The sequence below is a fragment of the Pigmentiphaga sp. NML080357 genome, from assembly GCF_002188465.1.
Taxonomy (GTDB): Bacteria; Pseudomonadota; Gammaproteobacteria; order Burkholderiales; family Burkholderiaceae_B; genus Pigmentiphaga.
The window spans coordinates 16,812-42,400 of the sequence record NZ_NINW01000008.1 but is presented as its reverse complement, the minus strand read 5'-3'; the positions used below and the strand labels follow the sequence as shown (position 1 = coordinate 42,400).

The following is a 25,589-nucleotide window of genomic DNA, read 5'->3' as shown; positions in this document are numbered from 1 at the left end:
GGTAGCGCGCTGTGGTTTTCATCAACTTTTCCATGCAGCAAGTCTCCGCCGTCCGCCGGGCTGGCGGTAGGCGAATCTGAAAGGGCGTTCGTCATGCGTAAACCCATCAAGCAAGTCCATCGCGCGCTGTTCCTGGCGCTTCAGGCGGATGCCAAGGAATACCCCGGCGGCGTTCGTGCCATCGCGGAAGCGATGGGCATGAACGGGAACACGCTGGCGAACGGCATCAACCCCGACCACGACGCGCCGCCGCCCAGCTTCGGCGTCATCCTCGAAATCGTCATCGTGGCCCAGGCCCGGCGCACCGTGTTCGCGCTGGCGCACCTCGTTGGCCAAGTGCCGATGGACTTCGAGCTGGAGCCGCGCGAGCCGGCCGAGGCTGTGCGCCTGTTCCTGTCGCTGGTGTCGTCGGCGTCGGAGTTGCTGGGCGTGGGTTCCGAGGCCGCGAAGGATGGCCGGTTCTGCGCCGACGAGCGCCGCGCCCTCGAACCGCTGCTGCTGGCGCTGATGAAGGCGACCGGCGAGCTGCTGCAATCCATCCGGGGAGGTGCCTTGTGAGCGCCGTCATCGCCCCGCCGCACGCGCAGCGCGCCGCGACCGCCCGCCGCCTGGGCGAGGAACAGATGCAGCTTGCCCTGGATGCGGCTACCTCGACCGACCCGAGTTTCAGCGCGCGGGCCTACACGTTCATCGTGGCCTACGTGCGCGAGCAATCCGCCCGGCTGGGCAGCGTGCCCGGCGAACAGGTGACGATGGCCGCCCGCGCCGCCGGCATCACTCCGAAGGACGACCGCGCTTTCGGCGCGATCTACGCCAAGGCCATCCGCCAGGGTGACATCCGCGTGGTGGGCGCCTGCGCCCGCGTGCGCGGCCACGGCACGGCCGGCGGACGCCTGTACGCGCCGGGTAGCGGCACGGAGGCTGCTGCATGATTTTCCACGTCGTCAGCGTCTCCGGCGGCAAGGGCAGCGCCGCCACCCTGTTGATGGCTATTGCCCGCTTCGGGCGCGCCCGTATCGTCGCCATCTTCTGCGATATCGACTCGGACATCTTCGCCCGGAACAACATCTGGAAGGCCGTGGAGTGGTCGCGCACGTCGCGCGGCGGTCGCCAGTTCGACATGCCGGCCGACCTGATCGAGCCGACGGCGTGCGCCTCGGCCTATGGCCTGTGCGACCTGGGAGAGGTTTGATGGAAGACCTCAAGAACCTGTCCGCCGAAGCCGTCATGGCGCCGTTCGTCGGCCGCGACACCCTCACGAACCGCGAGCTGTTCCAGCAACTCGCCCTGCAACTGGACATCCCCGAGGCGGCGCTGGAAGCGCGCGCGCCCGTGGGCAAGGCCGGCAAAGCCTACAACCTGTTCGAGCGCCGCGTGCGCTGGCACCAGCAGACCCTGAAGCATCTGGGCGTGCTTGAGCGCGTGGAGCGTGGCACCTGGCGCCTGAGCGGCGAGGCCAAGAAGGAGCTGACGCCGGCGCCGCGTCGCGCCGTCCTGCTGGCATTCTCGACCGACCTGGGCTGCGCGCTGTGGGCGAACGCCGAGGACGTGTTCAGCGGTCTGGGTGAGCAGATCACCCTGGCCTTCACCTCGCCGCCGTACCCACTGGCGAAGCAGCGCGCCTACGGCAACGCCGACCAGGCCAGCTACATCGACTGGCTGCTGCCCATCCTCGAACCCATCGTGGCGCACCTGCGGCCCGGCGGGAACGTGGTGCTGAACCTGGGCAATGACATCTTCGAGCCGGGTTCTCCGGCGCGCTCCCTTTACCTGGAGCGGCTGACCCTGGCGCTGCACGACAAGCTGGGCCTGCACCTGATGGAGCGGTTCGTCTGGCACAACCCGACGAAGCCGCCCGGCCCGGTGCAATGGGCATCCATCCGCCGCGTGCATCACAACACGGCCTACGAGCATGTGCTGTGGTTCACCAACGAGCCGGCCCTGGTCATAGCCGACAACCGCCGCTGCCTGCGCGAGCACACCGATAAGCACCGGCGGTTCATGGACGCCGGCGGCGTGCAGCAGTACGCCCGCTACGCCGGCGGGGCCTACACCGTCCGCGAGGGCAGCTTCAGCGCGCCCACCGATGGCGCCATTGCCCGCAACGTGCTGACCATCCCGCACCGCGACCCTGACCAGCAACCCGCGCGCGACTTCGCGGCACGGCACGGCCTGCCGGCCCATCCGGCGCTGATGCCCGTGCGCTTGGCCGAGCACTTCGTCCGGTTCCTGTCCGAGGTGGGCGACCTGATTGTTGACCCCTTCGGTGGCTGGGCCACGACGGGGCGCGGTGCCGAGCTGCACGGCCGGCGCTGGCTTGTGACCGAGCGATGCCGCGAGTACCTGATCGCGGCCGCGCAACGCTTCCGGGGTGCCCCCGGTTTTGAAACGTCGATGGAGGGCACCTATGCGTGATTACTCGAAAGTCGGCCCGAAGTTCTGGATTGGTGCCACGGGTAAGCGCCTGCGCGCGGCAGGGATGGAGGCGCAGATCGTCGCCATGTACCTGCTGACCAGCCCGCACGCCAACATGCTGGGCCTCTACTACTGCCCGACCATGTTCATTGCCCATGAAACCGGGCTGGGCTTGGAAGGGGCTTCAAAGGGGCTTCAAAGCGCCATCGAAGCCGGATTTTGCGAGTACGACGAGGCTTCCGAGGTGGTCTGGGTGATCGAAATGGCCTCGTACCAGATCGGAGAGGCGCTCAAGCCCAACGACCTGCGCGTCAAAGGGGTGCAGAACGAGTACGGCTCGCTGCCCGAAAACCCTTATCTGGCGCGGTTTTACGAGAAGTACAGCGCGGCATTCTGCATGTCGGCCTGCCGGGGGAAAACAAGCCCCTACGAAGCCCCTTCAAAGCCCCTCCGAAGCCAAGAACAGGAACAGGAGAAAGAACAGGAGCAGGAACAGAAGAGTCTTGGGGGCGACGGCCAGCCCGACGGCACCGATGGCGGCGACGGCAACGGAACCAACCCCGATGCTGCGCCTGCGGCTCCGCCGAAAACCAAGCGGGGAACCCGCTTGCCCGAGGACTGGAGACTGCCGAAGGGCTGGGGCGACTGGGCGCTGGAGAACCGCCCCGACATGACCGACGCCGACGTGCGGCACCAAGCCGCCTGCTTTGCCGACTACTGGCACGGCAAGGCCGGTGCCGATGCGCGCAAGGCCGACTGGGAGGCCACCTGGCGCAACTGGATTCGCCGCGCCGACAGCCCGCTGCCCAAGGGTGGGCCGGCGCGTCCTGGCCGCATGAACCCGCCTGCCCACCCCCAACAACCGAAGGAGCCGCGCGATGTTGTCACGAGCATCTGACCTTTTGCCTGCCAGCCTGGGGGAGCGCCACAAGGCCCCCGACACCGGCGCCAAGGCGCCGAGCCTTCCGGTCTTTCGTCAGGTGTTCGGCACCTGCGAGCAGCACGGCCAGTACCCGCTGAACAGCCTGGACAGCGAGGGGCGCGAACGCTGGCGGCCCGATGTGTGCCCGGCCTGCGCGAAGCAATCGGCCGTGCGCCAGCTCATGCGTCGCGCCGAGATTTCGCCCCGATTCGAGGGCTGCACGTTCGATGGCTACGCTGCGACGACCCCCGACCAGGTGCAGGCCCTCGAAGTCTGCCGCGACTACGCTGATTCGTTCGCCGAGGCCCTCAAGGTTGGCCGCTGCCTCATCCTGCGCGGGAACCCTGGCACCGGGAAGAACCATCTGGCCGTCGCCATCACGAAGCAGGTGCTGGCGCAGGGCCACACCGCGCTGCACGCCACGGCCTACGAAATCGTCTGCCGCATCCGCGAGACGTGGGGGCGCCGGCAGCCGGGCGACCAGACCGAGCAGGACGTGACGCGCGCGCTGGGCGACGTTGATCTTCTGGTGATCGACGAGGTGGGCCGCCAGTACGGCACCGAGGGCGAGCAAATCCACCTGTTCCACGTCATCGACCATCGCTACCGGCTGATGAAGCCCACCATCGTCATCAGCAACAAGGAGCCGGAGGAAATCCGCGCCTACCTGGGCGAAGCCGCCTATGACCGCCTGCGCGAGGGGGGCGGCCAGATGGTGCATTTCGACTGGGAAAGCCACCGGGGCAAAGGGGGGGCGGCGTGATCGAGACGATCTTCCTGGTGGTCGTGGGCGGCCTGCTGCTGGTGGCGGGCCTGTTCGGCCTTGTCGTGGCCTCGCTGGCCGACGCCTACCGCTGCGAGCGCGACGAGTGGGAGGGCGACTGATGGACATGGTTCTGGTCAAGACTCCGAACGGCGCGCTGGCACCGGCCGACGAGGAAGCCCGTGCGCTGATCGAGAAGCTGAAGGCCGGCCAGGGCGTGCGCGCCACCATCCGCCGTACCCGGAACATCAAGTTCCACCGCAAGGCGTTCGCCCTGTTCAAGCTGGCGTTCGACGTGTGGGAGCCGGTGACACCCCTGGAATACCAGGGCTTGCCCGTCGCCAAGGACTTCGACCGCTTCCGCAAGGACATGACCATCCTGGCCGGCTTCTACAAGGCCGTTTACAACGCTCGCGGCGAGGTGCGGCTGGAGGCGGAAAGCCTGTCGTTCGCCGCCATGAGCGAAGAGCGGTTCGAGACGGTGTTCCGGGCTGTGCTGACCGTGGTGTGGAACCGCGTGCTGAAGGCCGCCGGCTACGCCAGCGAGGAAGAAGTCGAGCGCGTCGTCAATGAGCTGATGAGGTTCGACCAATGAAGCGCGCCGCCACCGCCGCCGAGAAGCGCCACATGGGCCGCGTGGCCGCGCTGGGCTGCATCCTGTGCGATCACCTGGGCCTGGGCGCCACGCCGGCGCAGGTTCATCACGTCCGCGAAGATCAGGGCGGCGCCCAGCGCGCCAGCAACTACCTGACCGTGCCCCTGTGCCCTGAGCACCACACGGGCAAGACCGGCCTGCACGGGCTGGGCACCAGAGCCTTCGAGCGCACCTACGGCCTTTCCGAACTCGACCTGCTGGCCCTGACCCTCGAACGACTGGAGGGCGGATGCCGGTAGCCCAGAAGACCGTCCGCTGCATCGACTGCGCCCACTACCGGCTCAAGGACGCCGGCGCGATGGGCCGGCTGGGGTTCGGCCTGTGCGCGCTATCCCCGAGCCGGGCGAGCTTCCCGTCTTCCGTCTATCCCCGCCAGTGCGACAAGTTCAGCGAGGCCGCCGCAGACGTGCGCGCGGCCCGGACTGCCTGGCTCGACAAGCGCGGGGAGGGCTGACCGTGGCGAACACCCTGCGCTGGAGCGAGGAACAACTGGCCGCCCACCTGCGGCGCGCGCCCGAGGCGGAGCCGGCCCAGAAGCCCGCCGCCAAGCGGCTGCCGGTGGCCGTGGGCACCGTGGCCCCGCCTGAGCTGAACCCGGCCATGAACAAGACCGAGGCCGAGTACGCCGGGATGCTGGAAGAACGCCGCCTGCGCGGCGAGGTGGCCTGGTGGCGGTACGAGGCCATCACCCTGAAGCTGGCCGACAACACGCGCTACACGCCGGACTTCCTGGTGATGCTGCCGGACGGGGTGCTGGAGATTCACGAAACCAAGGGCGGTTTCATTCGAGAGGACGGCTGGCTGAAGCTGAAGGTGGCCGCCGCATTGTTCCCGTTCCGGTTCTTCCTGTGCCAGAAGGCATCCAAGAAGGACGGCGGCGGCTGGTCGATCAAGGGGGTATAGGCGATGGCAGAGAAGAAACCGGCGGCGAACACGCGCATGGAACAGGCGGCGGCGGTCAAGACCATCGGCGCCCGGATGCGGCAGGCCCGCGAGCTGTGCAACCTGTCCCAGAGCGCGGCGGCGAAGCGCCTGGGCTACTCGAACTCGTCCAAGCTGTCCAAGGTCGAGGGGGCAACGGACACCAACAGCGTGCCCCTGTGGCTCATCCTGCGCGCGGCTAAGGTGTACGAGGTCAGCATCGACTTCCTGTTCGGCGTCACCGATGACTGGGAAGTCGGCGCCCGCATGAGCATCGAGCGGGAAACCTCGGCCTGGCTGTTCGACACCTGGGAAAAAGCCCGCCAGCGGGACATGGCGGCTCTGAAAAAATTGCATGACAAGGTGGAGGCGATGTCCGAGGCCGTGGCGCTGATGCTCACCACCACCGACGACGTGGGCGCGGCCCTGGCGCGCTTCATGGAGCTGAACCCCGGCTTTGAGGACATGCCGGGAGGCGCCCGACTCTTGAGCACGGTAGGGCGGGCCACCGGCGCCGCCAAAGGCGCCAAGGCCAAGATGGCGCGGTTCCGTGTGGAGTGCGTCCTGGCTGCTGCCGACACTCATCAACTGAGCCTGGCCCTGTAGATCGGGGAAGACGTGGGATATGGCGGCAAAACCGAAGCTGACGCCCGAGCAATGGGCGGATGTCCGAAATCACTGGGAGCACGACCCGCGCGATGGGTATTCCTGGCTCGTCGATGAGCTGGGCTTGCCCGTGTCCGCGCCGGGCGTGCGCAAGACCGCGCTGCGCGATGGCTGGGCCAAGGTTTCCGCCCATGGGGATGACGCCACCCCGGCCCCGGCCAAGACCGGCACCAAGGAGCCGAAGAAGGCCGCCCGCACGAAGGCGGAGGGCCAACCGAAAGGCGACGCCACGCCGCGCACCAGCAAGGTTTCCAAGGTTTCCGAAAACCATCAGCGAGAAACCATCAGCGAAACCATGAGCACGGGCGAAACCATGCCCCTGACCACGGCCGAAGCCCTGGAGCGCGACCCCGACCAGTTCGGCGTCCTCGCGCAACTGACTGATATGCAAGAGGTTTTCGTCCGCGAATACATGGTGGATTGGAACGGGACGCAGGCAGCTATCCGGGCTGGCTACAGTGCCAAGAGCGCGGGGGAAATCGCCTACCAGCTACTCCAGAAACCTTCGGTGCGGGAGGCGATAGAAACCTTGGCCTCGGCCCGCGCGCGCCGGCTGGGCATCGACGCCGACGAGCTGATGCGGATGTGGGCGGCGGTCGTCACCCTGGATGCCAACGAGATTTCCCAGCTTCGGCGGGTGTGCTGCCCGTACTGCTGGGGAGCCGACCACCAGCGGCAATACACCCCGTCCAGCCTGGAGGCCGCCCGAACGAAGCATGAGCGGGAGCGCCAGCGCCGCCTGAAGGCCGACCAGAACGACGACATCGGGGAGTTCCCGGCCTACACCGACGCTTGGTACGACAAGCGCCGCCCGCCGGCGGAAGACTGCCCGGAATGCCACGGCGAGGGCGTCGTGGAGGTGTTCTTCGCGGACACCCGCAACCTGTCGCCGGCCGCCCGCCTGGTCTATGCCGGCGTGAAGGAAGGCCGGGATGGCATCGAAGTCCTGACCATGAGCAAGGAGAAGGCCGCCGACAACTTGGCGCGCGCCCTGGGCCTGTTCAAGGAGAAGGAAACCGAGGTGAACATCAACATGGTGTCGGGTGACGAGCTGTTCCGCCTCTACGAGGACAAGATGCAGCAGGCGCGCGAGCGGCAGGCCCTGGTACTGTCCGAGCGCGGCATCGTCATTGACGCCGACGAGGACGGGCCGCCAGCGCCTGGCGCGGACGAACCGGAGCCGGAGGAATCCCCGTGAAGGCCGCCATCACCCGCGCGTTCGCGTTCGTCGTCACCGGCTTGGCCGTCTCTATGGCCGTTGCCAGCGCCTGGCAGCGCGCCGGCGCCGAGGCCGACCGCTGGCTGCTGGCCGGCCTGTCCGCCGTGATCGTGCTGGCTGTCCATCTGATGCCCGCGCTGCTTGGCCGGCTGTCGCGCCTGGTCGTGTGGCCGGTGTGGTGCCTGTGCTTCCTGGCTGCCCTGTGGGGGCACATCTGGTTCTTCGCCAATGCCAGCCACGGGGCCGCCGAGGGCCGGGCCGCATCGTCCGCCCAGGTGCGTGCCGTGCAGGAGCAGCGCCGCACCATCGAGGCGGCGCTGGCCGAGAACAAGGCCCGCAGTGCCGCGACCGTGGCCGGTATCCTGGCGCGAACGAAAGACCCCAAGGCCCGCGCCGCCCTGGAAATCGAGCTGACCGAAGGAAAGCGCGCGAACGAGCTGCGCGCCCAGCTCGTGGCCCTATCCGGGCAGGAGGCCGCCGCCGCGACGACTGACCCGGTGGTGTCCGGCCTGACCGAGATTACCGGGCTGCCCGTGGCGGCCCTCAACGTCTGGGCCGGCGTGCTGATCGCCATGCTGCTTGAGGTGCTGGGTTCCCTGCTGTGGCTGGCGGCCGTGCTTGGGCCGGAGCTGGGAGACGGGCCGGCGGGCGCTCTGGAGCCAGCGGAGCGCGGGCCGGGCGACGCGGAGCTGGTGGAGCTGCTGTACGAGGCACTGGAGAACAGCGAAATCAGCCCCACCGCCGAGGACATCTGCCGACGCATCGGCGGGTGCAAGAGCGAGACGGCCGCGCGGCTGCTGCGCGGCCTTGAGGCGCGGATGGCAAGGGGATGACGAAGCGCCGCCGAAACCGGAACCTGCTGGAAGACCCGCGCTACCAGGCGTTCGTCGAGCGTTACCACGCTGACCCGCTGCGATTCGCCGTGGAGGTGACGGGCTTCATGCCCAGCGCCGACCAGATGGCCTTGTTCCAGTCCATCACCGCGCCAAACGCCAAGGTGTCGGTGGTGTCTGGTACGGGTACGGGTAAGACGGCCAGCTTCGCCCGCATCGCCCTCTGGCATCTACTGTGCTTCCCCGTCGCGGTCTATGACGGCAAGGTGGAGGTGGGCAGCAACACCTACATCGGCGCCCCCTTCATTCAGCAGGTGGCCGACGGCATCTGGAAGGAGATGCAGGATGCCCGCATCGCCATTGCCAACGGGCCGCACGCCTGGATAAACGACTTCTTCACGATCACCAAGACCCGCGTGCATGTGAATGGGTACGCGGAGCAGTGGTTCATCACCCAGATCGCCATGAAGAAGGGTGAGGCCATCGGCGTGGCCGGCAAGCACCGTTACTGGCAGCTCATCATCATCGACGAAGCCGCCGGCGTGCCCGATGAGCACTTCGACGTGATCGACGGCACCCAGACCCAGCCGGGCAACCGCACGCTGATGGCATCCCAGGGCGCGCGCAGCGCCGGGCGCTTCTACGACTCCCACCATACCCTGAGCATCGAGAACGGCGGGAGCTGGCTGCCGCTACGCTTCAATTCGGAGCTGTCGCCGTTCGTCACGACGAAATGGCTGCGGGAGCGGGAATCGGAGAGCGGCGGCCGGCACTCGGTCGAGTACCAGATTCGGGTGCTGGGCCTGTTCGCCCAGAGCAGCAGCAACGTCCTGATGACGCGCGCCGACATCGAGGCGGCGTTCAAGCCCAGGAAGATCATCGGCGACGACGAGCCTTTCGGCCTGGTGGTGCTGTCCGACGTGGCCCTGGGCGAGTACCGGGACGACTCGGTGGCCATCGTCGCCAAGGTGATCGGCGACGCCGACCACGGCCCGGACGCCCGGCGGGTGGAGTTCATCGAAATCCCTATCTGCGCGAACGACAAGAACGAAATCGACCTGGCCGGCGACTTGGTGAATCTGGTGGGCAAGCTGTCCAACGCCACGCTGTACGTGGATGCTGGCGGCGTCGGCGCGACCGTCTGCAAGCTGATCGAGCGTTCGGGCGCCACGGTGACGCGCGTGAACTGGGGCGCGCCGTGTTTCAAGAACGAATACAAGTCCAGGTTCTACAACCTGCGCGCCTGCGCGATGGTGCGATTCCGCGACGCCATCCGGCAGGGCCGCGTGGTGCTGCCCCAGGGCATCTCCAAGAAGCTGCGCGAGAAGATCATCGACCAGGGTTCCAGGCTGCCGTACCACTTCAGCGAGGCCGGCGGCCTGCGGTACGTCATGGAGAGCAAGGAGAACATGCGCCGCGACGGCATCAAGTCGCCCGACATGATCGACGCCATGTCTTTCATCTTCTTGGAAGGCGCGACCTACATGGTGGCCGGTGGTGCGGCCAGCGTCGCCACCAGCCTGACCGAGACGGTGCTGGAGAAGGCCGAAGGGCTGTTCGCCGACGTGTGACCACGGCCAGGGCCGGAAAACGGCGCGCTTTCGCCCCCTGGGCGGCTCCTACCATCCTCCGAAGAAGGAGGTTCCTATGCAAACCAAGGTCATCACCTACAACCTGCGGGAGCGGGGCCGCCAGTTCCGAGGCAAGGAGCGGAATTTCAACATCCGCGCCATCTGCGACGCGATCAACGGCCCGGCCTGCCAAGAGCGGGTCAAGAACCGCGACATGCTGGGCTACTACGGGCACTGGCCCCGCATCAAATTCGGCATGAACCCGGCCGAAGGCGGCCTGGATGACGGCCGCCCGTCGCTGGTGGAGCCGGCCCTTGTCACGACCATGCTGCGGGCCAGCCCGGACGGCACCATAGAGCACCAGGCCGAGTTCCTGAACAACGACCCCGGACAGGTGGCCGCGAAGCTGTACGCCGGCCGTGTGGGCGGATTCAGCTCGGCCATCGACCAGCACCGGCCCGAGTTCTTCGGGTTCGACTACGTGCTGGAGCCGAACTACAGCACGAACCGGGGCTACACCCTTGACGACGTGCGCGACATGACGCTGGACGACATCGAGGCGGCCATCTACGACGAGCAACTGCGCGGCGTGTTGCGCCTGCTGGATTCGGCCAATGCGGAGCGCGACACGGCAAGCGAGGTCATCGAGCACCTGCGCGCGGAGAACGAGCAACTGCTGTCCATGCTGGCCGCCAAGGGCATCGACGCCGGCGCGGCGATGGACGCCGTGGCCGTGGCGCCCATCGCCGTTTCCATCGACCCGGTGGAGCGGATGCGCCGGGACGCCGCCGCCTTCCGTGGCGCCGCGTCCCTGCCGCAGTTCGTCGAGCCGCAAAGCAACGCCGACCCGGCCGAGCATGTGCCCCTGTACGGCCGCTTGCTTGGCCAGTTCCTCCGCCGGTAAGCGCCCATGCTCCAGCCCGTCAAGATCGCCCTCGGCCAGTTCATGGGCCGCTACTTCTCCACCATCGTGCCGAGCACGAAGCCCCTGGAGGGGTTCGTCACGCGCCCGCTCGCCAAGGCGATTGCCTGGGCGCCGGCGCGCATGATCGACGCCGCCGAGGAAATGCTGTCCCTCTGGCTGCGCTCCGACCTGGAGAACGCGCCCACGACGCCGCCCGAGCTGCCGGCGATCATCGTTGCCGTGGCGAAGGACTACACCCCGACCGGCCGCGACTACACCCGCCAGGTGGCCGACCGCCAGATGGTCATGATTCCCGATGATCCCAAGGAGCGGCTGTTCGGCCTGCGTGCCGTAGCGGGCGACGTGCGCGCGCAGGTCGTGGTGTTCGCCACGGATGAGCCGTCGGCGCACTCCTTGGCGGCGCAGTTCCTGCTGTTCCTCGACGAGACGGATAACCGCCGGTTCGAGGCGTCCTACCGCTTCGCTGGGCTGGATACGGCTTGGCCGGTGCAGGTCGAATCGCCGGACATGCCGGCCATGTCCATCGCCACCGACGCCAAGAACCTGACCATCCTTGCCATCGACCTGACCCTGCGCGCGGAAATCCCGCTGTTCGACGCTCCCAAGGCTGGCGAGCCGAACGACGGTAAGGGCGAGCCTGGCACGGACGACCCCGCAGGGTATCCGCTGGTGCAGACAGTGCATGTGGAAAGCGCCGAGGCCGGCGGCCAGGGCGGCGCGGCCGAAATCCGACCCTACGAGGTGTCCGACGAAGCCGGGGGCGCGCCATGATTCAGATTCAGGCGACCTTTACCGGGTACGGCGGGCGGCCGTGCTCCCTGTTCTCCGCCTACGACCCGGACGCGCGCGTGCTGGTGGTGGGCGCCGAGGCCGACTACCGCGCCGAGCGCCGCGAGGGCTGCATCGTCCTGACCAACGTGCCGGACATCGCCCGCGATGCCCTTTTCACCGACGCCGACCTGATGCCGGCCATTGCTGCCTTCTACTCGCTGAAGGTGGGCGTGGCGGCTGACGGCAAGAGTGCCCGGCTGGTGTTTGCTGACCGCGCCGCGCGCGCGAACCCCGAACAAGCCATTGAGCGCGACGGTATCGACACCAGCGGCCCCAAGTACCGGGTGGCCGAGGGTATCTCCTGCGGCCAGATCGCGGCGCTGGCGACGTGCCTGCACGCGACCCGCTCCGACACCGTGGAGCGCACCGTCAAGCTGGCCGAATCGTTCCGCCACCTGCTGGGCGGCGGCATCATGACCATCTGAGGGCCGGCCATGCTCGACAAGGACACCCGCGCCGCCAAATCCTTCTACCGCGAGGTGCGCAAGTTCGCGGAGAACACCAAACCCTGGGACACCACGGCGATCTTCTACGAGACGAAGCCGGACGAGATGTACGACCTGACGCTGGTTTCCCAGCGCGTCTATGGCCGGCGTGACGAGTTCCTGGCCGTGATGGCTGCCGCCGGCCTGGATACGGTCGATCAGCCTCTGCCGCAGAAGCGCATCGTGCTCCCCAACGAGGGGCAGCTCATCGACATCAAGCGCCGGGCCGGTTTCGAGTCCATCGACGACCTGCGCGAAGACTACGCGCCCGCCTGGGCGGAGGTGTAGGCGCAAATATCGGAAAACGTAACGGTATCGACGTTTTCAGTTCCATAGGATGGCTGAATGAAACAGAAAATCATTGGAGTCTATGCCATCCAGGCCCCTGACGGGCGGCTGTATATCGGCTCGTCTGTGGATGTAGATAAGCGATGGGCTGAACACAAGTCGCGCCTTCGGCATAGGCGGCACGACAACCCCATCCTTTCCCAGATCGCTGCCGACGCAGGCGTGGAGTCGTTGCGCTTTCGCTTGCTGCTGCGGTGTGCTCGGGATGGTTTGAGGGCCTGCGAACAGGCGGCAATTGATCGGCTGCGGCCCGCGCTGAATGTCCTTCCAACTGCCGAGCACCTGCTGACTGAGCAGTGGAAGCGTCCCGGCTTCCGGGCCAGGAACACCGCACGCGCAGCCAAACAGAACAAAGAGCGATGGAGCGACCCTGTTTTCGTTGAGAAAGCGCGAGCAAGGGCCGTGGTCATGCAGACAGACGAGGCCAAGGAGAAGGCGGCAGCTTCCCGTCGTCGAGTGATGAGGGAGCGCGGGCAGGCATATCGAAACGTAGCCGAGGCATCGGCGGCGACCCTGAAAAAGTTGCACGCCGACCCTTCTTTTGCCGCCGCGCATTCGGAACGGATGCGGGAGAACATGAAGCGGTTGAGCCAAGACCCTGAGTTTCAGAGAAAGCGCAACGAGGCGGCCAGGGTTCGGCACCAAAAGAAAATCCGCTGCATCACCACGGGAGAGGTTTTCCCTAGCAGGGGCGCGGCCGCCAAGGCGAAAGGTGTCAGCGAATCGGTCATCAGCAAGCAACTTCGCGGACTACCGACACGCTCAGGACTGACCTGGGAGTACCTGAATGGCTGATTGGTTCGGCAAGGTCAAAGGCCACGTCGGGGAAGCGAAGAGGCGCTTTGAGGCGGACGCCAAGCAGCGTGCGGACGCCGAGGCCACCGCGAAATCCACGATCCTGACTGACAAGATGCTCCAGTCGGGGCAGTGGGACTCCGGCAAGGTTCTGTTCACCACACTGAACGGTGGGCTGACGCAAATTACTGCCAACGAGCTTGCGGCTTTCCGCCACAACATGCAGCTCGCCAAGAAGCAGGCAGGGTTTTCCACCGGAAAGGGCATCACAGCACGGCAGGTCATCGACCTGGCTTCGGCGAAGCCACTGGTGTATCTGTCCGACAGGTCGGATGGGGCGAGAAGCGACATCGACCGGGCGCGCAAGGAAATCACGATGGGTGTGCCGGTGTCGGCGCTTCACGACTCCGTGCGGTTCATAACGAACGCTGGCGGCTCGACGCCAGGCGTGACGCGGCACCATGTCACGATTCAGTTGGTTGGATTCCGAAACGCGGTGGATGCCATCATCGCTTCTGGTGGCGACCAGGCCGCCGTGCGCAGGGAAGCCAACAAAATGCGCAAGGGCGGGCTGAAGTTCGATTGCAGTTGCGACCGGCATAGGTACTTCCTGCGTTACGTGGCGACCATCGGCGGGTTTAATGCCGGCCGCGACGAAACGGGTTTTCCCAAGATTCGGAACCCTGGACTGAAGGGCGTAGCCTGCAAGCACGTCCTGCGTGTCATGACGGAGTTGGAATCGTCCAATACCGTTCTGCGCTTTCTGGAGCGACATTTGCAGGGCGTGTCGGCCTACAAGGCGAATACCACGCTCAAGCAGACGGAGGCCGAAGAAGCCATCCAATCCAAGGCGCCGGCACGCATCAAGACCAGCGAGCAGCGCAAGGTCGAGGCGGATAAAGCTCGTGACAGGCGGGCCGCCAAGGCTTCGGCGAGCCGGCCGAAGGCTCGACCGCCCAAGAAGATTGACCCTTACACACGCCGGATTGACGCGGCGCTCAAGCGTGGCGCGCTGATGCCCGATCAGGTTGCGCAGATGCGCACCTGGGGTTGGGATGACAAGAAGATTTCCAGGGTGGCTCAGTGAGAAACAGCGAGGAACTGACATGCTGAACAACGTCCCGACCGGGATCAACCGTATGGCGCGCAACGTGGTCATGAACCACCCGAACGCCATGAATTGCGAGGTGTACCGCAAAACCGTCACCCGCGCGGCGCCAGACACGGTTGGCGGTTTGCCCACGATGGGCGGCTTGGGCGTGCTGGATTCGATGGACGAAGAGCAGTACGAATACGCCTTCCTTGGCTACGGCCATGCTCTTCCGGCAGAGGGCTTCGCGCCCGCGCCGATGGTCAAGCGCGGAGACGCCAACATTGGCTCCGGCGAAGAATTCCGGTTCCTGATCGAGCCGGAGGAACCCTCCGGGCACCAGGACTGGTTCGACGTGCGCACCCATGACGTGATGTACCTGCTGCTTGGAACTGGCGACACGCCGCCGAAAATGGCCTTCGAGGTCGTGGGCATCGAAACCACGTCCAACATCCCGCCTTTCACCACGCGCTACATCACAAACCGTCGGAACGATTTGGACTTGTTTTCGCAAGAGGATTACGCGAACTCTCAGGACGAGGCGCCGGATGAACCCTGATCGCATCCACGTCATCCCTCTGGGCGACTTCCGAGAGCACGAGGCCAGCCTGTCGTGTTGGTGCCATCCCGTTGCCGACGATGACGAGCCGGGCCTGATCGTGCATCGCGCGATGGATGGGCGCGAGGCGTTCGAGAGCGGCGAAAGACTCCCTTCGTAGCCCAGCGCGGGCGGATAGCAAACCCGGAAAAAGCGCCGTCTGGCGAGTTCGTGAGCCTTTGAGAATAGCTGGCAGTCGGCTACCAGCCGGCGTTCCAGTGTTTGAACTTCTCCGAAAGGACACGAAACCATGACCAAGCGCATCCATCAGGATTACTTCAAGCGCGAGACTGCCGAAGTAGCCCAATTCGTCGATTCTCTGAAGGACAACGCCACCAAGGGCGGCACCTTCGATTCTGCCGCCGCCGCCGATTTCCTGGCGACGGCCACCAGCCAGAACACGGGCGTCAAGGTGCCCGACACCCTCCAGACCGTGCTGGACGAGGCGAAGGGCGACGATGCGGCCGCTCTCGTTACTCGCGCTGTTCTGGACGGTGTTTCCGTCTATGAGGCCCAGCACGGCACCCCGGCCCCGGCCGACGTGATCGAGCTGGCGCTGCACTCGGCCTACGCCACGACCGAAGCCGCCCGCCGCAAGTTCAGTCTGGACTCGGCGACCTCGGCGCACCACGACCAGATTTCGCTGCAACCGAACCGCGCCGTGGTGGCGATTCTGGCTGCCCTGGGCGAAGCCATCCCGTTCGCGCACTACCTGCCGGCGGACATCGGCTCCAACGAGGCGCGCTTGGCGATCATGACGCACCAAGCCGGCAGCGAGTTCGGCGCCTATGCGCAAGGCGCGCTGCTGGATGGCGTCGATTCCGGCGACACCTACATCAGCTCCAGCCGCGTGCATACCTCCATGCCGGCCGGCTCGGGCGACGCCACCCCTGGCGCGGTAACGGGCAAGATTACCGCCATCCAGGCTACCGCCGACACCTGCGACCAGAACGCCGCCAACCTGAAGCTGCTGCGTGGCCGCTCCATCGTCTATGTGGATGGCCGCGTGGCTGCCCGCGAGGTCGATTCCGCTGGTAGCGGCAACTCGGCCGTGTCCGGCACCATCAATGTCGGCGGCACCAGCTATGCCATCGGCGGCACGATCAACACCGACACCGGCGCTTACTCGCTGACCACGACCCCCGCGCTGCCGGCTACCGTGCCCGTGGTGGTCGAAGGCTTCATCGACTTCGAGCGTGCGCCCGAGCTGACCCCGACGATCATCTCGGCGGTCAATACCTTCTCGCTGTTCGCCAAGCCCTGGCGCGTCACCACGCACCAGACCATCGACAGCCGCACCCAGATGGCGAACGAACTGGGCCTCGACCCGTACAGCGAAAGCGTCATCGCCATCCAGGCGCAGTTCGCCAACGAGCGCCACTACGACGTGCTGCGCAAGGGCGTTCGCCTGGCCGCGCTGAACACCGCGACCTTCGACTTCGGCGCCGCGCAGGCGCACGTCGATAGCGGCCGCTTCGGCGTGTGGCCCGAGCTGGCCTACCCGCTGAGTGTCGTGTCGCAGAAGATGGCCGAGGACACCATGAATCATGGCGTCACCCATCTGTACGTCACCAAGCGCGTGGCCGCGCAGTTCCTTGGCCTGCCCAGCACGCTGTTCCAGCCCTCGGGCATTGCCCCGCGCCCCGGCATCTATCGCCTGGGCCGCCTGTTCGGCCAGTACGACGTGTACTACACGCCGAAGGGCTTGAACGAAACCGCGACCAGCGCCCAGATTCTGGCCGTGGGCCGCGCCACCGACGTGACGCGCAACCCCGTGGTGCTGGGCGACGCCGTGCCGCCGACCGTCATCCCGCTGGCCGTCAATGCCGACCTGCGCCAGGGCGCCGGCTTCTACGCCCGCAACTTCACCGCCGTGAATCCGCACGACCCGTCGGCTCGCGGCTTCGCCCTCATCAACGTCACCAACATGTAAAGGACGGATGGAGCCATGACCCGCACTGTTGAACTGGGCGCTCCTTCCCTGACCGGGAAGGACGCCAACGACCTCGTAGCCGAGGTTTTCGCCGATGCCGCGTATCCCCTGAAGGTGGTGGTGCAGAACCACATGCCCCAGGACGTGGTGTTCCCCGAGGTCGAGGGCCTGTTCCTCCGCCACGTCGCCAATCCCAAGGACAGCCGGAAGACGGTGGTGATCGCCGATCACGACCTGTTCCAGCGCCTGGCGTCGAGCGTCGAGCAGATCGCCGAACTGAGCCGCTGCGAGTTGGCGCTGACCATCTCGGAAGCGGCCGAGGCCGCCGCCGACGCTGGCGCGCCCACTGGCGACAGCACCGAAACCGCCAAGAAGCCGTCCGATGGCCTGACCTACGACCAGCTCAAGGACGCGCTGAAGGCCAAGGGCATCGAGTTCGCGGCCAACGCCAAGAAGGCCGACCTGGCTGCGCTGCTGGATGCCGCGCCCGCCGACGCTGGCGACGGCACGGAAGGCGCTGCCGACACCGGCGCCGCGAACGCTTAATCGAGGGGAGAGGCCATGAGTACCGCTTTCGTGCGACAACTGGGTTCGGAATCCGGCGTGCAGCTCAACCCGCTGCGCGACAACTCCGAAATCCCGACCACCGACAATTCCGATCAGGTGTTCGGCATCATGATGCGGGCTACCCGTGGCCGCATCGACAAGCCGTTCGCCGTTGATCGCGGCAACGTGTTCAAGAAGCTGGGTAGCGGCGAGCAGGTGCGCCTGTCTGCGCTGAACGAGGCGTGGGTGCATGTGGTGGAGGCCCTGAACAAGGGCGCCTATCAAGCCATCGTCCAGCGTTTGAGCACGTCGGCTGCCGTCATCAAGTACGCCGTGGTGGCAGCGGAGATGAGCGAGGATGAAACCCCGGCTCCGACCGGCAATTTCACCTTCACCGTGTCCGAAAACCTGCCGGCCACGCCGTATCTGTTCGCCGTCAAGCACCTGGAGTGCTTCAACGACGGCATCGTGCTGGAGTTCCGCGCCGAGGAAGTCACCTCTGGCGGCCTGCCGGCCGACAATGACAAGCTGACCCTGCGCCTGCGGGACAAGGACGGCAACCTGCTGTACGAGTTCTACGGTTCGCTGAAAAGCGACGCCAAGGACGATTACGGCAACTCGGCCTACCTGCCCGACGTGGCCCTGGCGCAGACCGACGCGGTGGAAATCACCACGGGCGTCACCGGCGCCTCGGCTGTGATCGGCTCCGATTCCGCGGCCTACGGCTACGACACCAACGGGCAGCAGAAGTGGGCGAAGTCCGGCACGCTGGTGTGCTTCGTCGAGGGCGGCACGGCCTACACCACCCAGGACTACATGGCGGCGCGCGACAAGCTGCAATACACGCAGTTCGACTACGCCTACATCTCGTCCGGTGGCACGCAGGCCCCGGCCTTGCTGGCGCAGCTCGCCCAGCTCGCGTTCGACACGAACCGCCAGCTCCGTTTCGGCATTCCGGGCAACCTGGCGCCGGAGGCGGCCGTCGCGTTCGTGAATCAGCTCAACATGGGCGCCAGCCAGACCGCGCACCTGATGCACGCATTCTGGGCGCCGCTGAAGTCCGACGACCCGACCGGCATCAATCCGCACGGCTACTTCGGCACCGAGACGCTGAACATCGCCTACGGCTGCGGCCGCAACGCCCAGAAGAACGCCAAGGGCTTCGCGCCGAAGAACTACCCCATCGCGGGCCGGGAATGGCCGCTCCAGCGCACGCGCATCGTGCAGACCTACTCGCCGACCAATCAGGAACTCAACCTGCTGGCGCGCGCGAAGATCAACCCGGTGATCTACGAGACGTACACCGGCGGCGGCCGCTACGTGTTCCGCGATTCGCTGACCTGCGCGCTGGTCGAGTCGAGCCTGAAGAAGCTGATCGCGGTGGCGGATATGTCCACCAGCATCGACGAGTCCGTGACGCGCGCGGCCAAGGACTTCCTGCAACTTCCGATGGACGTGTCCGTGAAGAAGATGCGGGACTTCCTGACCACCCTGTTCGAGGGTGCGCAGGCGTCCGGCTGGCTGGTGCCGTCCAACGACCCGCAGATGAACGGTGCGGCCTGGGCCTACGACGTGCGCCCGAACGAGCAACGCCCCTACGACGCGATGGACGTGTCCTACTGGCTCCGCTACGACGGCACGAACCGCCAGACCTTCGTCACCCAGACGCTGACCAAGTAACCCATCACCGAGAAGGACATCAACATGAGCATGAGCGAACTGTTGCGCGGGGCGATGAAGCGCCGCGAACCCGTCAAGGTGCTGGACTCGACCGGCGACGAGCCGGCGCTGTCCGGCGCCGACGACTACACCCTCCGCGACATCAAGCTGTCGGCCATCGCGGTCGTTCAGCAGTGGGCGGAAACCGACGACCTGGACGACGGCGAAAGCTATGCCGACCGCCTGATGGCGATGTTCGTGGGCATCGCCGACGCCAACCACGACGGCGATGTCACCGAGGACGAACAGGGCGTGCTGGAAGTGGCGCTCAACGCGGCCTGGGACTACCTGGTCAAGGCTGGCGTCACCGAGGAAGACGCCGGTGCGCTGCTAAACGACTGGGACGACGACGCGGCCGACCGCGTGCGCGACCTGGTGGCTTCGGTGCTGCCCGATGGCGACGACGCGGCCAGCGCCGAAATCGACAGCTTCGTGTTTTCGGACGACGACAACGCGCCGGCCCTCGATGCGGTGTATCGCAAGACGGTGGCCGTGCGCAACGGCAAGAAGGTGCGCATCAACAAGCGCATCTCCGGCACCGTGCGCCTGTCGGCCAAGCAGAAAGTCGCCATCCGCAAGGCCCGTATGAAAAGCCACTCCGCCGGCGCCATGATGCGCCGCCTGAAGTCCATGCGCCTGCGCCGCAAGGCCGGCCTGTAACCGCTGCTCCGAGGGGGACTTGGGCGCCGCTGTGCTACCGCCGGCGGCGCCATTTTTTTGCTATGGCAACCATTCCATCCATCGGCCAAGCGGCCACGCTGGGCGCGAACGCCCTGACTTCCATCTGGGACGGGCTTTCCCCGCACCTGATCGCCACCTTCTACGAGGTGGCGAAGACGGGCGATGACGCCTGGGGTCGCATCGAGGGCAAGACCGACCCTATCGCGGTCATGGCGCCGCTGACCGACGCCAATCTGGAAATGGTGCTCAACTGGCAAAGCCCGTTCGAGCAAGCCGGCCCGGAGTCGAAGGCCCCGGCGCTGATGGCGATGCTGCAATCCGGTGCGCTCCAGCCCGTAGTCGATGCGGTCATGGGCAAGTCCAAGGAAGGCTCCGCGCAGCAGAAGTCCAACGAGTTCCTCAAGCAGTTCGAGGGACGCACCGGCATCACGAAGCTGAACAGCACGCAGGTGTTCAACGGGATGCCGCCCGTCAAGATCACGGTGACTGCGCTGTTCCGGGCCTGGCGCGATTCCGCCAGCGAAGTCGAGGCGCCATTCAACAAGCTGATGGAGTGGGCCTTGCCCATCGAGCTGTCCAAGGACGGCTCCGTGCTCGCGCGCGCGGCCGAGACGGCCAAGGGCGACATGGGCTATGTCGAGGCCCTGATGCCCTCGAAGGCGCCCACGCGGGTTGCCCTGAAATACAAGGGCCGCATCTTCTCACCCCTGGTGATCGAGTCCATCGGTATGCCCCTCAATTCCCCCGTGGATGCTAGCGGGCGGTTCGTCCAGCTCGCCGTTCCCATGACCCTCTGCACGCTGACCGCGCTCGACCGCAAGGACTGGAGCAATGCGGCCATCGTTTCCATGTAGGAGCACCAGACGATGATTCACTTTCCCCTGCTGCGCACGCGCCGCCTGACGGTGCAACTGCGCGAGCTGTCCATCGCCGAGTCCGTCGCCATCGCGTCGATGCCGACGCACCTGGAAGAAGCGTCCTGCACGGCCTTCCTGCGCGCGGCGGTGGCGTCTGCGCAGGGCATCGACGACCCCGCCGCCTGGACGGTGCAAGAGCGCATGTTGGCCGTGGCGCACTACCTGGCCGCGACGGCCGAGGACGGCCCCGACTTCGCCCTGGGTGAGGGCCACTATTCGGACTACCTGGACGGCGCGGCCGACATCCAGACCCAGGCCCCGCAGATCGAGGTGGGCGAGGTCGGCGGCGACACCTGGCACATCCGGCACCTGACCGGCGCGATGGCCGAGTCCATCGAGCGCATGACTGGCGAGGTGCAGGACGCCTCGGGCAAGCCGCTGTCCGGCCGCCTGCATTGGATTCTGGGCGCGATGGCCGCGCAGATGGTGCGCTCGGATGAGAGCGTGCCGGACGCTGACATGGCCGAGGGCGCCTTCGACGAGTTCATGGTGGCGCGCATGAAGATCATGGGCGCCTTCCCCGAAAGTGACTTCTCCGCGCTGATGGCGCTCTACTTCGCCGGCCGCGAGAAGCTGCACCACCTGTTCAAGACCGAGTTCAGCAAGGACGGCATCGTGGCGATGCCCAAAGGAGGGGCGGCAGCGAACCTGCCGCCGGCCCGATTTCCGGTTCATACCTGCCTCTCTCGAATGGCGCGCGAACTGGTCGGAAAACCTGATGAATCTGGCCTCTAGCCTCACCCTATATTCCTCGACATCCCTGGCCGACGCCATGCAGATGCAGCCCAGCACGGTCAGGAAATTCTTTGAGGGCAAGCCGTTCGACGACTGGAAAAAAGGAAGGGAGTCCGAATTGAAAACGCAGGCGGCAATTGTGAACCGACTTAACGACGTTATCCGCGCCTGCGGCATCGTCGCCAAGACCATTGCGAGGACTCGCTGATGACCGAGAAATCCAAGTACGACGAGCACTGCTTGTCTCCTGAGACGGTTTCGGCTGAAGCGGCAGATCGTGCAGTGAAGAAGGTCTTCGCCATTCTTGGTGTCGATGTCGATAGGCCGGAGAGTGTCGAGGAATTCCGCGCCGATCTTCGCTTCGGCAGGAAGCTGCGCAAGATCGCCGACCACGGAACCCTGGCCTTCATCGGTGTGGTAGCAGCAGCGCTGGCCGCTGCGGTGTGGGCCGGAATCGTCTCGAATATTTCCGGGGGAAAGTGATGGATACCAAGAGTTTGAAGGAAAGCGACTTCGAGGCGGCGGCCAAGGCGCTTGCTGTGCCCGTTGCGGCGGTGAAAGCAGTCACCGAGGTGGAAAGCCGTGGAAACGGCTTCTACGCCGATGGCCGTCCGGTGATCCTGTTCGAGCGGCACATCATGTACCGCCGACTCAAGAATGCCATCGGCCAGCAGCGTGCGGACGCCTTCGCCAAAAGCAATCCTGGCGTCGTCAATCCGACGGCCGGCGGCTACCGGGGCGGTGTCGCCGAGTGCGACCGGCTGGACGAGGCCGCCAAGATCAACCGCGCCTGTGCGCTGGAGTCCGCGAGCTGGGGCCTGTTCCAGATTATGGGCTTTCACTGGCAACTGCTGGGCTTCGCTTCGGTGCAGGCGTTCATCAACGCCATGTACCGCGACGAGGCCGCGCACCTGGACGCCTTCGTGCGCTTCGTGAAGGCCAACCCGGCCATCTGGGCGGCGCTGAAGGCGCAGGACTGGGCGAAGTTCGCCAAGAACTACAACGGGCCGAACTACGCGGCCAACAAGTACGACATCAAGATGGCCGCCGCTTTCGAGCGGCATGACACGGAGGTTGCGTAATGGACTGGAAAGACGTTGCCGGGGTCGTCGGTAAGGCGGCCCCCATTCTGGGCGGCATCCTGGGCGGGCCGGCTGGCGCCGCCGTGGGCAGCCTTGTTGCTACGGCGCTGGGCACGGATGCCACGCCCGACGCGGTTTCCACCGCGCTGCTGGGCGACCCGGACGCGGCCGTCAAGCTCAAGGAGCTGGAGGTCAATTCCAGGGTGCAGCTCCAGCAGCTCGCGGTGAGCGCCGAACAGAACCGGCTCCAGGCGGCCGCCGCGCAGTACGCCGCCGAGGCGGCCGACCGCGACAGCGCGCGCAAGCTCGCGGCCCAGCAGCCCAAGGACTGGGTGCGCCCGTCCATCACCGTCCTGCTGCTGCTCGGCGCCGGCGGCATCGTGTTTTTCGTTTTCTCCGGCATGGCCGACACGCTGCTGCGCGATGCCACCGCCAGCCTGACCATCGGCACCATCGTCGGCTACTGGTTCAACGAGCTGAAGCAAGTATTGGCGTTCTGGTTTGGCACCACCGGCGAGACGCAGCGCGCCAACGCCGAGGTGCGCCAGTTCGCGGTGACGCCGGGCACGGTGACGGCGGATTCGCCGGGCCAGAAGTAACAGGGGAAATCCGGCGCCGAACCCTGCCGGCAGCCGGAAAACCGCGCCAGTTCCACGGGCGGCCGGGCCATACAGTGCAGGGGAGTTTCATCAACCGAAAGGACACGAAATGACTGTCTCCAATGCCGCCTATCTCAAGGGCTTCTACGACACGACCCGCGCCCTGGGCGCCAAGGTCATTTCCAGCGACTTCACCTTTGAAATCGAAGGTTTCGAGGGGAACTACCTGCTGTGCAAGCAGGCTCCCTGGCCCGAGCTTTCGCCCGCTGGCGAAATCGAAGTGCCGACGCCGCTGGGCGCCACCATGTGGCAGCCGCAGCAACTGAAGGTTGCTCAGCAAGGGCAAATCTCGATGTTCGAGACGATTGCCGGCTCCATCGACCAAATGCTGGTGAACCTCATCACGCGCGGCGGCACCTACGCCAGCGGCGGGGCCACCTTCAACGCCAAGATTTACGAGGGCACGCCCACCAAGTTCCTGCGCGCCAAGCGCATCGTCGATGCGTTCATCCAGATGGACGTGCCCGACCGCGATTGGGAGAACCGCTCGCAGCCGCTGACCTTCAGCGGCACGCTGTTCTACCACTACTTCGGCGAAATCATCGCCGGCAACTCGGGCGACTACCGCTAATGGCGAAGCTGGCCGATCTGGCGCAGACCTTCGCCACGCAAGAGCGGCCGGCCGGCAACCTGCTGGACGAGGAAACGGTTCTGGCGCAGGCCGTCGCGGCGACCCGGTTCTATGCTGGGTTCGCCGCATTGCGCGCGCACGAGGGCGTCACGCCCGTGCCGGACATCGACGGCGACACCGCCATCACCACGTCCGAATGGGCGCTGATTCGCCCGCTGTTCCTGCTCTACGCGGAGCGGGAAACCGCGCTGCAACTGGAAGCGTCGCGCGGCATGGGCATCGACCCGTTCGGGCGTTCGGCCAGCGAAATCGCGGCCGAAATCACCCAGGCCGAGGCCGACATGCCGCACCGGGCGTTCTTCCAGCCCATCATCACCGTCTGAAGGGTGGGCCGTGATTCTCTTTCTCGCCGACGGCAAGCAGATTCGCGGCGACCTCATCAAGTCCGCCGTGCTGCGCTCCGACTTGGCACCGGTGCCGATGACGCTGGAGGCGGACATCCGGGCCGGCGACGCCAGCCTCGACAAGCTGCTGGCCGAGGGCCAGAAGCTCTCCATCAGCAGCGGCGATACGCTGCACATCGTCAAGTCCGTGCGCGTGGCCGAGCGCAGCACCCAGGGCACGCGCGAGATGGCGAGCTTCCGTATCACGGCGCTGCTGGAATCCTGCCTCGGCGTCGCCTACGTGCGAAGCCGCGCCATCATCAAAGAAAGCGCCGCCCTGTCGGCGATCTACAAGGCGGCCGGCGCAACCATCAAGGCGGTGGATGCCGATTTTCCTGTACCGCGCTTCTACTGCCCTGTGGGCGAGACGCCGACCTTCCACGTCGCCCGCGTGCTGCAAGAGGAAGGCGGCGTGGTGCGCTGGAAGGCCGGCCGGCTCCAGTTCGTCCGGTTGCCCGACCTATTCAAGCAGGCGCCCGTGAAGACGCTGCCCGACAACGCATCGGACGACGTGGATGGCGGCTTTCTAGAGCGCCACGAGGTGCCCTGGTTCTTCTCTCTGGACGCGAACGGCGCCGCCGTGTTCGGCAACCGCGAGAAGCCGCGCACGGTGCGCTACGCCCCGTTCAAGGATGCCCAGCGCCTGCGCAACATGACGCGCTGCCTGGTGCATCGCAAGACGGTTCGCATCGACTACGACAGCCGCATCGGCGCGGGCGACCTGATCGCCTTCGCCGGCGGCGAAAAGCTGGTGGTCGTCACGGCCGCGCACGCCTTCGGCAGCGGCACGGACGACGGCGGTGCCAGCGACACCTACACCCGGCTCTGGCTGGGCGCGCTGGAGGAATGATGGACTACGGCCTCATGCCCGGCCGCTACCCGGCCATCGTGCGCAGCTACAACCAGGCCCGGCGGACGTGCCGCGTCGAGATTCCCGGCCTGACCGACGGCGCCGACGTGCTGCCCGAGGCGGAAATCGAGTACCCCATCGGCGACAAGTCGCGCGCGGGCGCGAACACCACCGAAATCGAGATGCTGGCCGGCGATACCGTCTGGGTTGCGTTTCTCGCTGGCGATCCGCGCTACCCCATCATCACCGGCTACCGGAACCCCCAGGCGGGTAACTCGGCGGACTGGCGGCGCTGGCACCACCCGAACATGGAGCTGCTGGCCGACGGAACCATGCGCCTGGCTGTCGGCCCGTCGGAAATCGTGCTGACGCCTGACGGCATCGCCATCCGTGGCCCACGCATCGACCTGAACTGA

37 protein-coding genes are annotated in these 25,589 nt (G+C 66.3%); all 37 read left to right on the top strand.

Annotation, left to right across the window (positions count from 1 at the left end; all coding sequences use genetic code 11):
• Nucleotides 1–93: 93 nt before the first annotated feature.
• The 37 genes from CDO44_RS02115 (at nt 94) to CDO44_RS01945 (ending at nt 25,589) form a co-directional block, all read left to right on the top strand.
• Entirely contained in the window at nt 94–558 is a 465-nt protein-coding gene (locus CDO44_RS02115) for a phage regulatory CII family protein (RefSeq protein ID WP_087778518.1), read from the top strand.
• The gene (locus tag CDO44_RS02110; RefSeq protein ID WP_087778516.1) at nt 555–932 is read left to right on the top strand and encodes a hypothetical protein; all 378 of its coding nucleotides are present in this window, start codon (nt 555–557) and stop codon (nt 930–932) included. Before CDO44_RS02115 ends, CDO44_RS02110 begins: the two co-directional genes overlap by 4 nt.
• Nucleotides 929–1,192: a hypothetical protein gene (locus tag CDO44_RS02105; protein WP_087778514.1), complete on the top strand. Its 264-nt coding sequence runs from the start codon at nt 929–931 to the stop codon at nt 1,190–1,192. Before CDO44_RS02110 ends, CDO44_RS02105 begins: the two co-directional genes overlap by 4 nt.
• Complete coding sequence (locus CDO44_RS02100; RefSeq protein WP_087778512.1) at nt 1,192–2,415, top strand: site-specific DNA-methyltransferase; 1,224 nt, start codon at nt 1,192–1,194, stop codon at nt 2,413–2,415. The genes CDO44_RS02105 and CDO44_RS02100 overlap by 1 nt, the downstream gene beginning before the upstream one ends.
• The gene (locus tag CDO44_RS02095) at nt 2,408–3,313 is read left to right on the top strand and encodes a DNA-binding protein (protein ID WP_105812220.1); all 906 of its coding nucleotides are present in this window, start codon (nt 2,408–2,410) and stop codon (nt 3,311–3,313) included. Before CDO44_RS02100 ends, CDO44_RS02095 begins: the two co-directional genes overlap by 8 nt.
• Complete coding sequence (locus CDO44_RS02090) at nt 3,294–4,100, top strand: ATP-binding protein (RefSeq protein WP_087778508.1); 807 nt, start codon at nt 3,294–3,296, stop codon at nt 4,098–4,100. Before CDO44_RS02095 ends, CDO44_RS02090 begins: the two co-directional genes overlap by 20 nt.
• On the top strand, nt 4,097–4,222 hold the full coding sequence (locus CDO44_RS28230; protein WP_255407764.1) for a hypothetical protein: 126 nt from the start codon (nt 4,097–4,099) through the stop codon (nt 4,220–4,222). The genes CDO44_RS02090 and CDO44_RS28230 overlap by 4 nt, the downstream gene beginning before the upstream one ends.
• Nucleotides 4,222–4,695, top strand: a complete 474-nt coding sequence (locus CDO44_RS02085; RefSeq protein WP_158213188.1) for a DUF1367 family protein — start codon at nt 4,222–4,224, stop codon at nt 4,693–4,695. Before CDO44_RS28230 ends, CDO44_RS02085 begins: the two co-directional genes overlap by 1 nt.
• Nucleotides 4,692–4,994 (top strand): Ref family recombination enhancement nuclease, encoded by a 303-nt coding sequence (locus tag CDO44_RS02080; RefSeq protein WP_087778505.1) that lies wholly within the window; start codon nt 4,692–4,694, stop codon nt 4,992–4,994. The genes CDO44_RS02085 and CDO44_RS02080 overlap by 4 nt, the downstream gene beginning before the upstream one ends.
• Complete coding sequence (locus CDO44_RS02075; RefSeq protein ID WP_087778503.1) at nt 4,985–5,209, top strand: hypothetical protein; 225 nt, start codon at nt 4,985–4,987, stop codon at nt 5,207–5,209. The genes CDO44_RS02080 and CDO44_RS02075 overlap by 10 nt, the downstream gene beginning before the upstream one ends.
• A gap of 2 nt (nt 5,210–5,211) precedes the next feature.
• Nucleotides 5,212–5,658 (top strand): hypothetical protein, encoded by a 447-nt coding sequence (locus tag CDO44_RS02070; protein ID WP_211090093.1) that lies wholly within the window; start codon nt 5,212–5,214, stop codon nt 5,656–5,658.
• Between the two features lie 3 nt (nt 5,659–5,661).
• Nucleotides 5,662–6,282, top strand: a complete 621-nt coding sequence (locus CDO44_RS02065) for a helix-turn-helix transcriptional regulator (RefSeq protein ID WP_087778502.1) — start codon at nt 5,662–5,664, stop codon at nt 6,280–6,282.
• 19 nt (nt 6,283–6,301) lie between these two features.
• Nucleotides 6,302–7,540: a terminase small subunit gene (locus tag CDO44_RS02060; RefSeq protein ID WP_087778500.1), complete on the top strand. Its 1,239-nt coding sequence runs from the start codon at nt 6,302–6,304 to the stop codon at nt 7,538–7,540.
• A complete protein-coding gene (locus CDO44_RS02055) occupies nt 7,537–8,394 on the top strand; it encodes a hypothetical protein (RefSeq protein WP_087778498.1) in 858 nt (285 codons plus the stop codon). The genes CDO44_RS02060 and CDO44_RS02055 overlap by 4 nt, the downstream gene beginning before the upstream one ends.
• Nucleotides 8,391–9,965 (top strand): hypothetical protein, encoded by a 1,575-nt coding sequence (locus CDO44_RS02050; RefSeq protein WP_087778495.1) that lies wholly within the window; start codon nt 8,391–8,393, stop codon nt 9,963–9,965. The genes CDO44_RS02055 and CDO44_RS02050 overlap by 4 nt, the downstream gene beginning before the upstream one ends.
• Nucleotides 9,966–10,041: 76 nt before the next feature.
• The gene (locus tag CDO44_RS02045) at nt 10,042–10,869 is read left to right on the top strand and encodes a hypothetical protein (protein WP_087778494.1); all 828 of its coding nucleotides are present in this window, start codon (nt 10,042–10,044) and stop codon (nt 10,867–10,869) included.
• 6 nt (nt 10,870–10,875) lie between these two features.
• A complete protein-coding gene (locus CDO44_RS02040; RefSeq protein WP_175854396.1) occupies nt 10,876–11,661 on the top strand; it encodes a hypothetical protein in 786 nt (261 codons plus the stop codon).
• On the top strand, nt 11,658–12,146 hold the full coding sequence (locus CDO44_RS02035; RefSeq protein ID WP_087778492.1) for a hypothetical protein: 489 nt from the start codon (nt 11,658–11,660) through the stop codon (nt 12,144–12,146). The genes CDO44_RS02040 and CDO44_RS02035 overlap by 4 nt, the downstream gene beginning before the upstream one ends.
• A gap of 9 nt (nt 12,147–12,155) precedes the next feature.
• Nucleotides 12,156–12,494 carry a hypothetical protein gene (locus tag CDO44_RS02030; RefSeq protein ID WP_087778490.1) on the top strand — a complete coding sequence of 113 codons (339 nt, stop codon included), beginning with the start codon at nt 12,156–12,158 and terminating at the stop codon, nt 12,492–12,494.
• A 57-nt stretch (nt 12,495–12,551) separates the two neighbouring features.
• On the top strand, nt 12,552–13,349 hold the full coding sequence (locus CDO44_RS02025; RefSeq protein ID WP_087778489.1) for a GIY-YIG nuclease family protein: 798 nt from the start codon (nt 12,552–12,554) through the stop codon (nt 13,347–13,349).
• The gene (locus CDO44_RS02020; RefSeq protein ID WP_087778487.1) at nt 13,342–14,436 is read left to right on the top strand and encodes a hypothetical protein; all 1,095 of its coding nucleotides are present in this window, start codon (nt 13,342–13,344) and stop codon (nt 14,434–14,436) included. The genes CDO44_RS02025 and CDO44_RS02020 overlap by 8 nt, the downstream gene beginning before the upstream one ends.
• A 19-nt stretch (nt 14,437–14,455) precedes the next feature.
• The gene (locus CDO44_RS02015; protein ID WP_087778486.1) at nt 14,456–14,998 is read left to right on the top strand and encodes a hypothetical protein; all 543 of its coding nucleotides are present in this window, start codon (nt 14,456–14,458) and stop codon (nt 14,996–14,998) included.
• A complete protein-coding gene (locus tag CDO44_RS27770) occupies nt 14,988–15,158 on the top strand; it encodes a hypothetical protein (RefSeq protein WP_198951273.1) in 171 nt (56 codons plus the stop codon). Before CDO44_RS02015 ends, CDO44_RS27770 begins: the two co-directional genes overlap by 11 nt.
• Before the next feature lie 129 nt (nt 15,159–15,287).
• Entirely contained in the window at nt 15,288–16,970 is a 1,683-nt protein-coding gene (locus CDO44_RS02010; RefSeq protein WP_087778484.1) for a hypothetical protein, read from the top strand.
• Between the two features lie 15 nt (nt 16,971–16,985).
• On the top strand, nt 16,986–17,516 hold the full coding sequence (locus tag CDO44_RS02005) for a HeH/LEM domain-containing protein (RefSeq protein ID WP_087778482.1): 531 nt from the start codon (nt 16,986–16,988) through the stop codon (nt 17,514–17,516).
• Nucleotides 17,517–17,531: 15 nt separating this feature from the next.
• A complete protein-coding gene (locus tag CDO44_RS02000) occupies nt 17,532–19,196 on the top strand; it encodes a hypothetical protein (RefSeq protein WP_087778480.1) in 1,665 nt (554 codons plus the stop codon).
• A 24-nt stretch (nt 19,197–19,220) separates the two neighbouring features.
• Nucleotides 19,221–19,895, top strand: a complete 675-nt coding sequence (locus tag CDO44_RS01995) for a hypothetical protein (protein WP_087778479.1) — start codon at nt 19,221–19,223, stop codon at nt 19,893–19,895.
• 62 nt (nt 19,896–19,957) lie between these two features.
• Nucleotides 19,958–20,770: a hypothetical protein gene (locus CDO44_RS01990; RefSeq protein ID WP_087778477.1), complete on the top strand. Its 813-nt coding sequence runs from the start codon at nt 19,958–19,960 to the stop codon at nt 20,768–20,770.
• A gap of 12 nt (nt 20,771–20,782) precedes the next feature.
• Complete coding sequence (locus CDO44_RS01985) at nt 20,783–21,568, top strand: hypothetical protein (RefSeq protein WP_087778475.1); 786 nt, start codon at nt 20,783–20,785, stop codon at nt 21,566–21,568.
• The gene (locus CDO44_RS01980) at nt 21,552–21,776 is read left to right on the top strand and encodes a hypothetical protein (protein WP_087778473.1); all 225 of its coding nucleotides are present in this window, start codon (nt 21,552–21,554) and stop codon (nt 21,774–21,776) included. Before CDO44_RS01985 ends, CDO44_RS01980 begins: the two co-directional genes overlap by 17 nt.
• On the top strand, nt 21,776–22,051 hold the full coding sequence (locus CDO44_RS01975; protein WP_087778471.1) for a hypothetical protein: 276 nt from the start codon (nt 21,776–21,778) through the stop codon (nt 22,049–22,051). Before CDO44_RS01980 ends, CDO44_RS01975 begins: the two co-directional genes overlap by 1 nt.
• Entirely contained in the window at nt 22,051–22,650 is a 600-nt protein-coding gene (locus tag CDO44_RS01970) for an N-acetylmuramidase family protein (protein WP_087778470.1), read from the top strand. The genes CDO44_RS01975 and CDO44_RS01970 overlap by 1 nt, the downstream gene beginning before the upstream one ends.
• Nucleotides 22,650–23,249 (top strand): hypothetical protein, encoded by a 600-nt coding sequence (locus CDO44_RS01965; protein WP_161970000.1) that lies wholly within the window; start codon nt 22,650–22,652, stop codon nt 23,247–23,249. The genes CDO44_RS01970 and CDO44_RS01965 overlap by 1 nt, the downstream gene beginning before the upstream one ends.
• 109 nt (nt 23,250–23,358) lie before the next feature.
• The gene (locus tag CDO44_RS01960; RefSeq protein ID WP_087778468.1) at nt 23,359–23,880 is read left to right on the top strand and encodes a hypothetical protein; all 522 of its coding nucleotides are present in this window, start codon (nt 23,359–23,361) and stop codon (nt 23,878–23,880) included.
• Nucleotides 23,880–24,263, top strand: a complete 384-nt coding sequence (locus CDO44_RS01955) for a hypothetical protein (protein WP_087778466.1) — start codon at nt 23,880–23,882, stop codon at nt 24,261–24,263. Before CDO44_RS01960 ends, CDO44_RS01955 begins: the two co-directional genes overlap by 1 nt.
• Before the next feature lie 10 nt (nt 24,264–24,273).
• The gene (locus CDO44_RS01950) at nt 24,274–25,173 is read left to right on the top strand and encodes a hypothetical protein (RefSeq protein ID WP_087778464.1); all 900 of its coding nucleotides are present in this window, start codon (nt 24,274–24,276) and stop codon (nt 25,171–25,173) included.
• Nucleotides 25,173–25,589, top strand: coding sequence for a hypothetical protein (locus CDO44_RS01945; protein WP_087778462.1), 417 nt, complete (start codon nt 25,173–25,175; stop codon nt 25,587–25,589). Before CDO44_RS01950 ends, CDO44_RS01945 begins: the two co-directional genes overlap by 1 nt.

What these genes read in the sequence shown, in the direction of transcription:
- CDO44_RS02115 (WP_087778518.1), top strand. Translation starts at nt 94, where the DNA reads ATGCGTAAACCCATCAAGCAAGTCCATCGCGCGCTGTTCCTGGCGCTT.
- CDO44_RS02105 (WP_087778514.1), top strand. Translation starts at nt 929, where the DNA reads ATGATTTTCCACGTCGTCAGCGTCTCCGGCGGCAAGGGCAGCGCCGCC.
- CDO44_RS02100 (WP_087778512.1), top strand. Translation starts at nt 1,192, where the DNA reads ATGGAAGACCTCAAGAACCTGTCCGCCGAAGCCGTCATGGCGCCGTTC.
- CDO44_RS02095 (WP_105812220.1), top strand. Translation starts at nt 2,408, where the DNA reads ATGCGTGATTACTCGAAAGTCGGCCCGAAGTTCTGGATTGGTGCCACG.
- CDO44_RS02090 (WP_087778508.1), top strand. Translation starts at nt 3,294, where the DNA reads ATGTTGTCACGAGCATCTGACCTTTTGCCTGCCAGCCTGGGGGAGCGC.
- CDO44_RS02085 (WP_158213188.1), top strand. Translation starts at nt 4,222, where the DNA reads ATGGACATGGTTCTGGTCAAGACTCCGAACGGCGCGCTGGCACCGGCC.
- CDO44_RS02080 (WP_087778505.1), top strand. Translation starts at nt 4,692, where the DNA reads ATGAAGCGCGCCGCCACCGCCGCCGAGAAGCGCCACATGGGCCGCGTG.
- CDO44_RS02075 (WP_087778503.1), top strand. Translation starts at nt 4,985, where the DNA reads ATGCCGGTAGCCCAGAAGACCGTCCGCTGCATCGACTGCGCCCACTAC.
- CDO44_RS02065 (WP_087778502.1), top strand. Translation starts at nt 5,662, where the DNA reads ATGGCAGAGAAGAAACCGGCGGCGAACACGCGCATGGAACAGGCGGCG.
- CDO44_RS02060 (WP_087778500.1), top strand. Translation starts at nt 6,302, where the DNA reads ATGGCGGCAAAACCGAAGCTGACGCCCGAGCAATGGGCGGATGTCCGA.
- CDO44_RS02050 (WP_087778495.1), top strand. Translation starts at nt 8,391, where the DNA reads ATGACGAAGCGCCGCCGAAACCGGAACCTGCTGGAAGACCCGCGCTAC.
- CDO44_RS02045 (WP_087778494.1), top strand. Translation starts at nt 10,042, where the DNA reads ATGCAAACCAAGGTCATCACCTACAACCTGCGGGAGCGGGGCCGCCAG.
- CDO44_RS02040 (WP_175854396.1), top strand. Translation starts at nt 10,876, where the DNA reads ATGCTCCAGCCCGTCAAGATCGCCCTCGGCCAGTTCATGGGCCGCTAC.
- CDO44_RS02035 (WP_087778492.1), top strand. Translation starts at nt 11,658, where the DNA reads ATGATTCAGATTCAGGCGACCTTTACCGGGTACGGCGGGCGGCCGTGC.
- CDO44_RS02030 (WP_087778490.1), top strand. Translation starts at nt 12,156, where the DNA reads ATGCTCGACAAGGACACCCGCGCCGCCAAATCCTTCTACCGCGAGGTG.
- CDO44_RS02025 (WP_087778489.1), top strand. Translation starts at nt 12,552, where the DNA reads ATGAAACAGAAAATCATTGGAGTCTATGCCATCCAGGCCCCTGACGGG.
- CDO44_RS02020 (WP_087778487.1), top strand. Translation starts at nt 13,342, where the DNA reads ATGGCTGATTGGTTCGGCAAGGTCAAAGGCCACGTCGGGGAAGCGAAG.
- CDO44_RS02015 (WP_087778486.1), top strand. Translation starts at nt 14,456, where the DNA reads ATGCTGAACAACGTCCCGACCGGGATCAACCGTATGGCGCGCAACGTG.
- CDO44_RS27770 (WP_198951273.1), top strand. Translation starts at nt 14,988, where the DNA reads ATGAACCCTGATCGCATCCACGTCATCCCTCTGGGCGACTTCCGAGAG.
- CDO44_RS02010 (WP_087778484.1), top strand. Translation starts at nt 15,288, where the DNA reads ATGACCAAGCGCATCCATCAGGATTACTTCAAGCGCGAGACTGCCGAA.
- CDO44_RS02005 (WP_087778482.1), top strand. Translation starts at nt 16,986, where the DNA reads ATGACCCGCACTGTTGAACTGGGCGCTCCTTCCCTGACCGGGAAGGAC.
- CDO44_RS02000 (WP_087778480.1), top strand. Translation starts at nt 17,532, where the DNA reads ATGAGTACCGCTTTCGTGCGACAACTGGGTTCGGAATCCGGCGTGCAG.
- CDO44_RS01995 (WP_087778479.1), top strand. Translation starts at nt 19,221, where the DNA reads ATGAGCATGAGCGAACTGTTGCGCGGGGCGATGAAGCGCCGCGAACCC.
- CDO44_RS01990 (WP_087778477.1), top strand. Translation starts at nt 19,958, where the DNA reads ATGGCAACCATTCCATCCATCGGCCAAGCGGCCACGCTGGGCGCGAAC.
- CDO44_RS01985 (WP_087778475.1), top strand. Translation starts at nt 20,783, where the DNA reads ATGATTCACTTTCCCCTGCTGCGCACGCGCCGCCTGACGGTGCAACTG.
- CDO44_RS01980 (WP_087778473.1), top strand. Translation starts at nt 21,552, where the DNA reads ATGAATCTGGCCTCTAGCCTCACCCTATATTCCTCGACATCCCTGGCC.
- CDO44_RS01975 (WP_087778471.1), top strand. Translation starts at nt 21,776, where the DNA reads ATGACCGAGAAATCCAAGTACGACGAGCACTGCTTGTCTCCTGAGACG.
- CDO44_RS01970 (WP_087778470.1), top strand. Translation starts at nt 22,051, where the DNA reads ATGGATACCAAGAGTTTGAAGGAAAGCGACTTCGAGGCGGCGGCCAAG.
- CDO44_RS01965 (WP_161970000.1), top strand. Translation starts at nt 22,650, where the DNA reads ATGGACTGGAAAGACGTTGCCGGGGTCGTCGGTAAGGCGGCCCCCATT.
- CDO44_RS01960 (WP_087778468.1), top strand. Translation starts at nt 23,359, where the DNA reads ATGACTGTCTCCAATGCCGCCTATCTCAAGGGCTTCTACGACACGACC.
- CDO44_RS01955 (WP_087778466.1), top strand. Translation starts at nt 23,880, where the DNA reads ATGGCGAAGCTGGCCGATCTGGCGCAGACCTTCGCCACGCAAGAGCGG.
- CDO44_RS01945 (WP_087778462.1), top strand. Translation starts at nt 25,173, where the DNA reads ATGGACTACGGCCTCATGCCCGGCCGCTACCCGGCCATCGTGCGCAGC.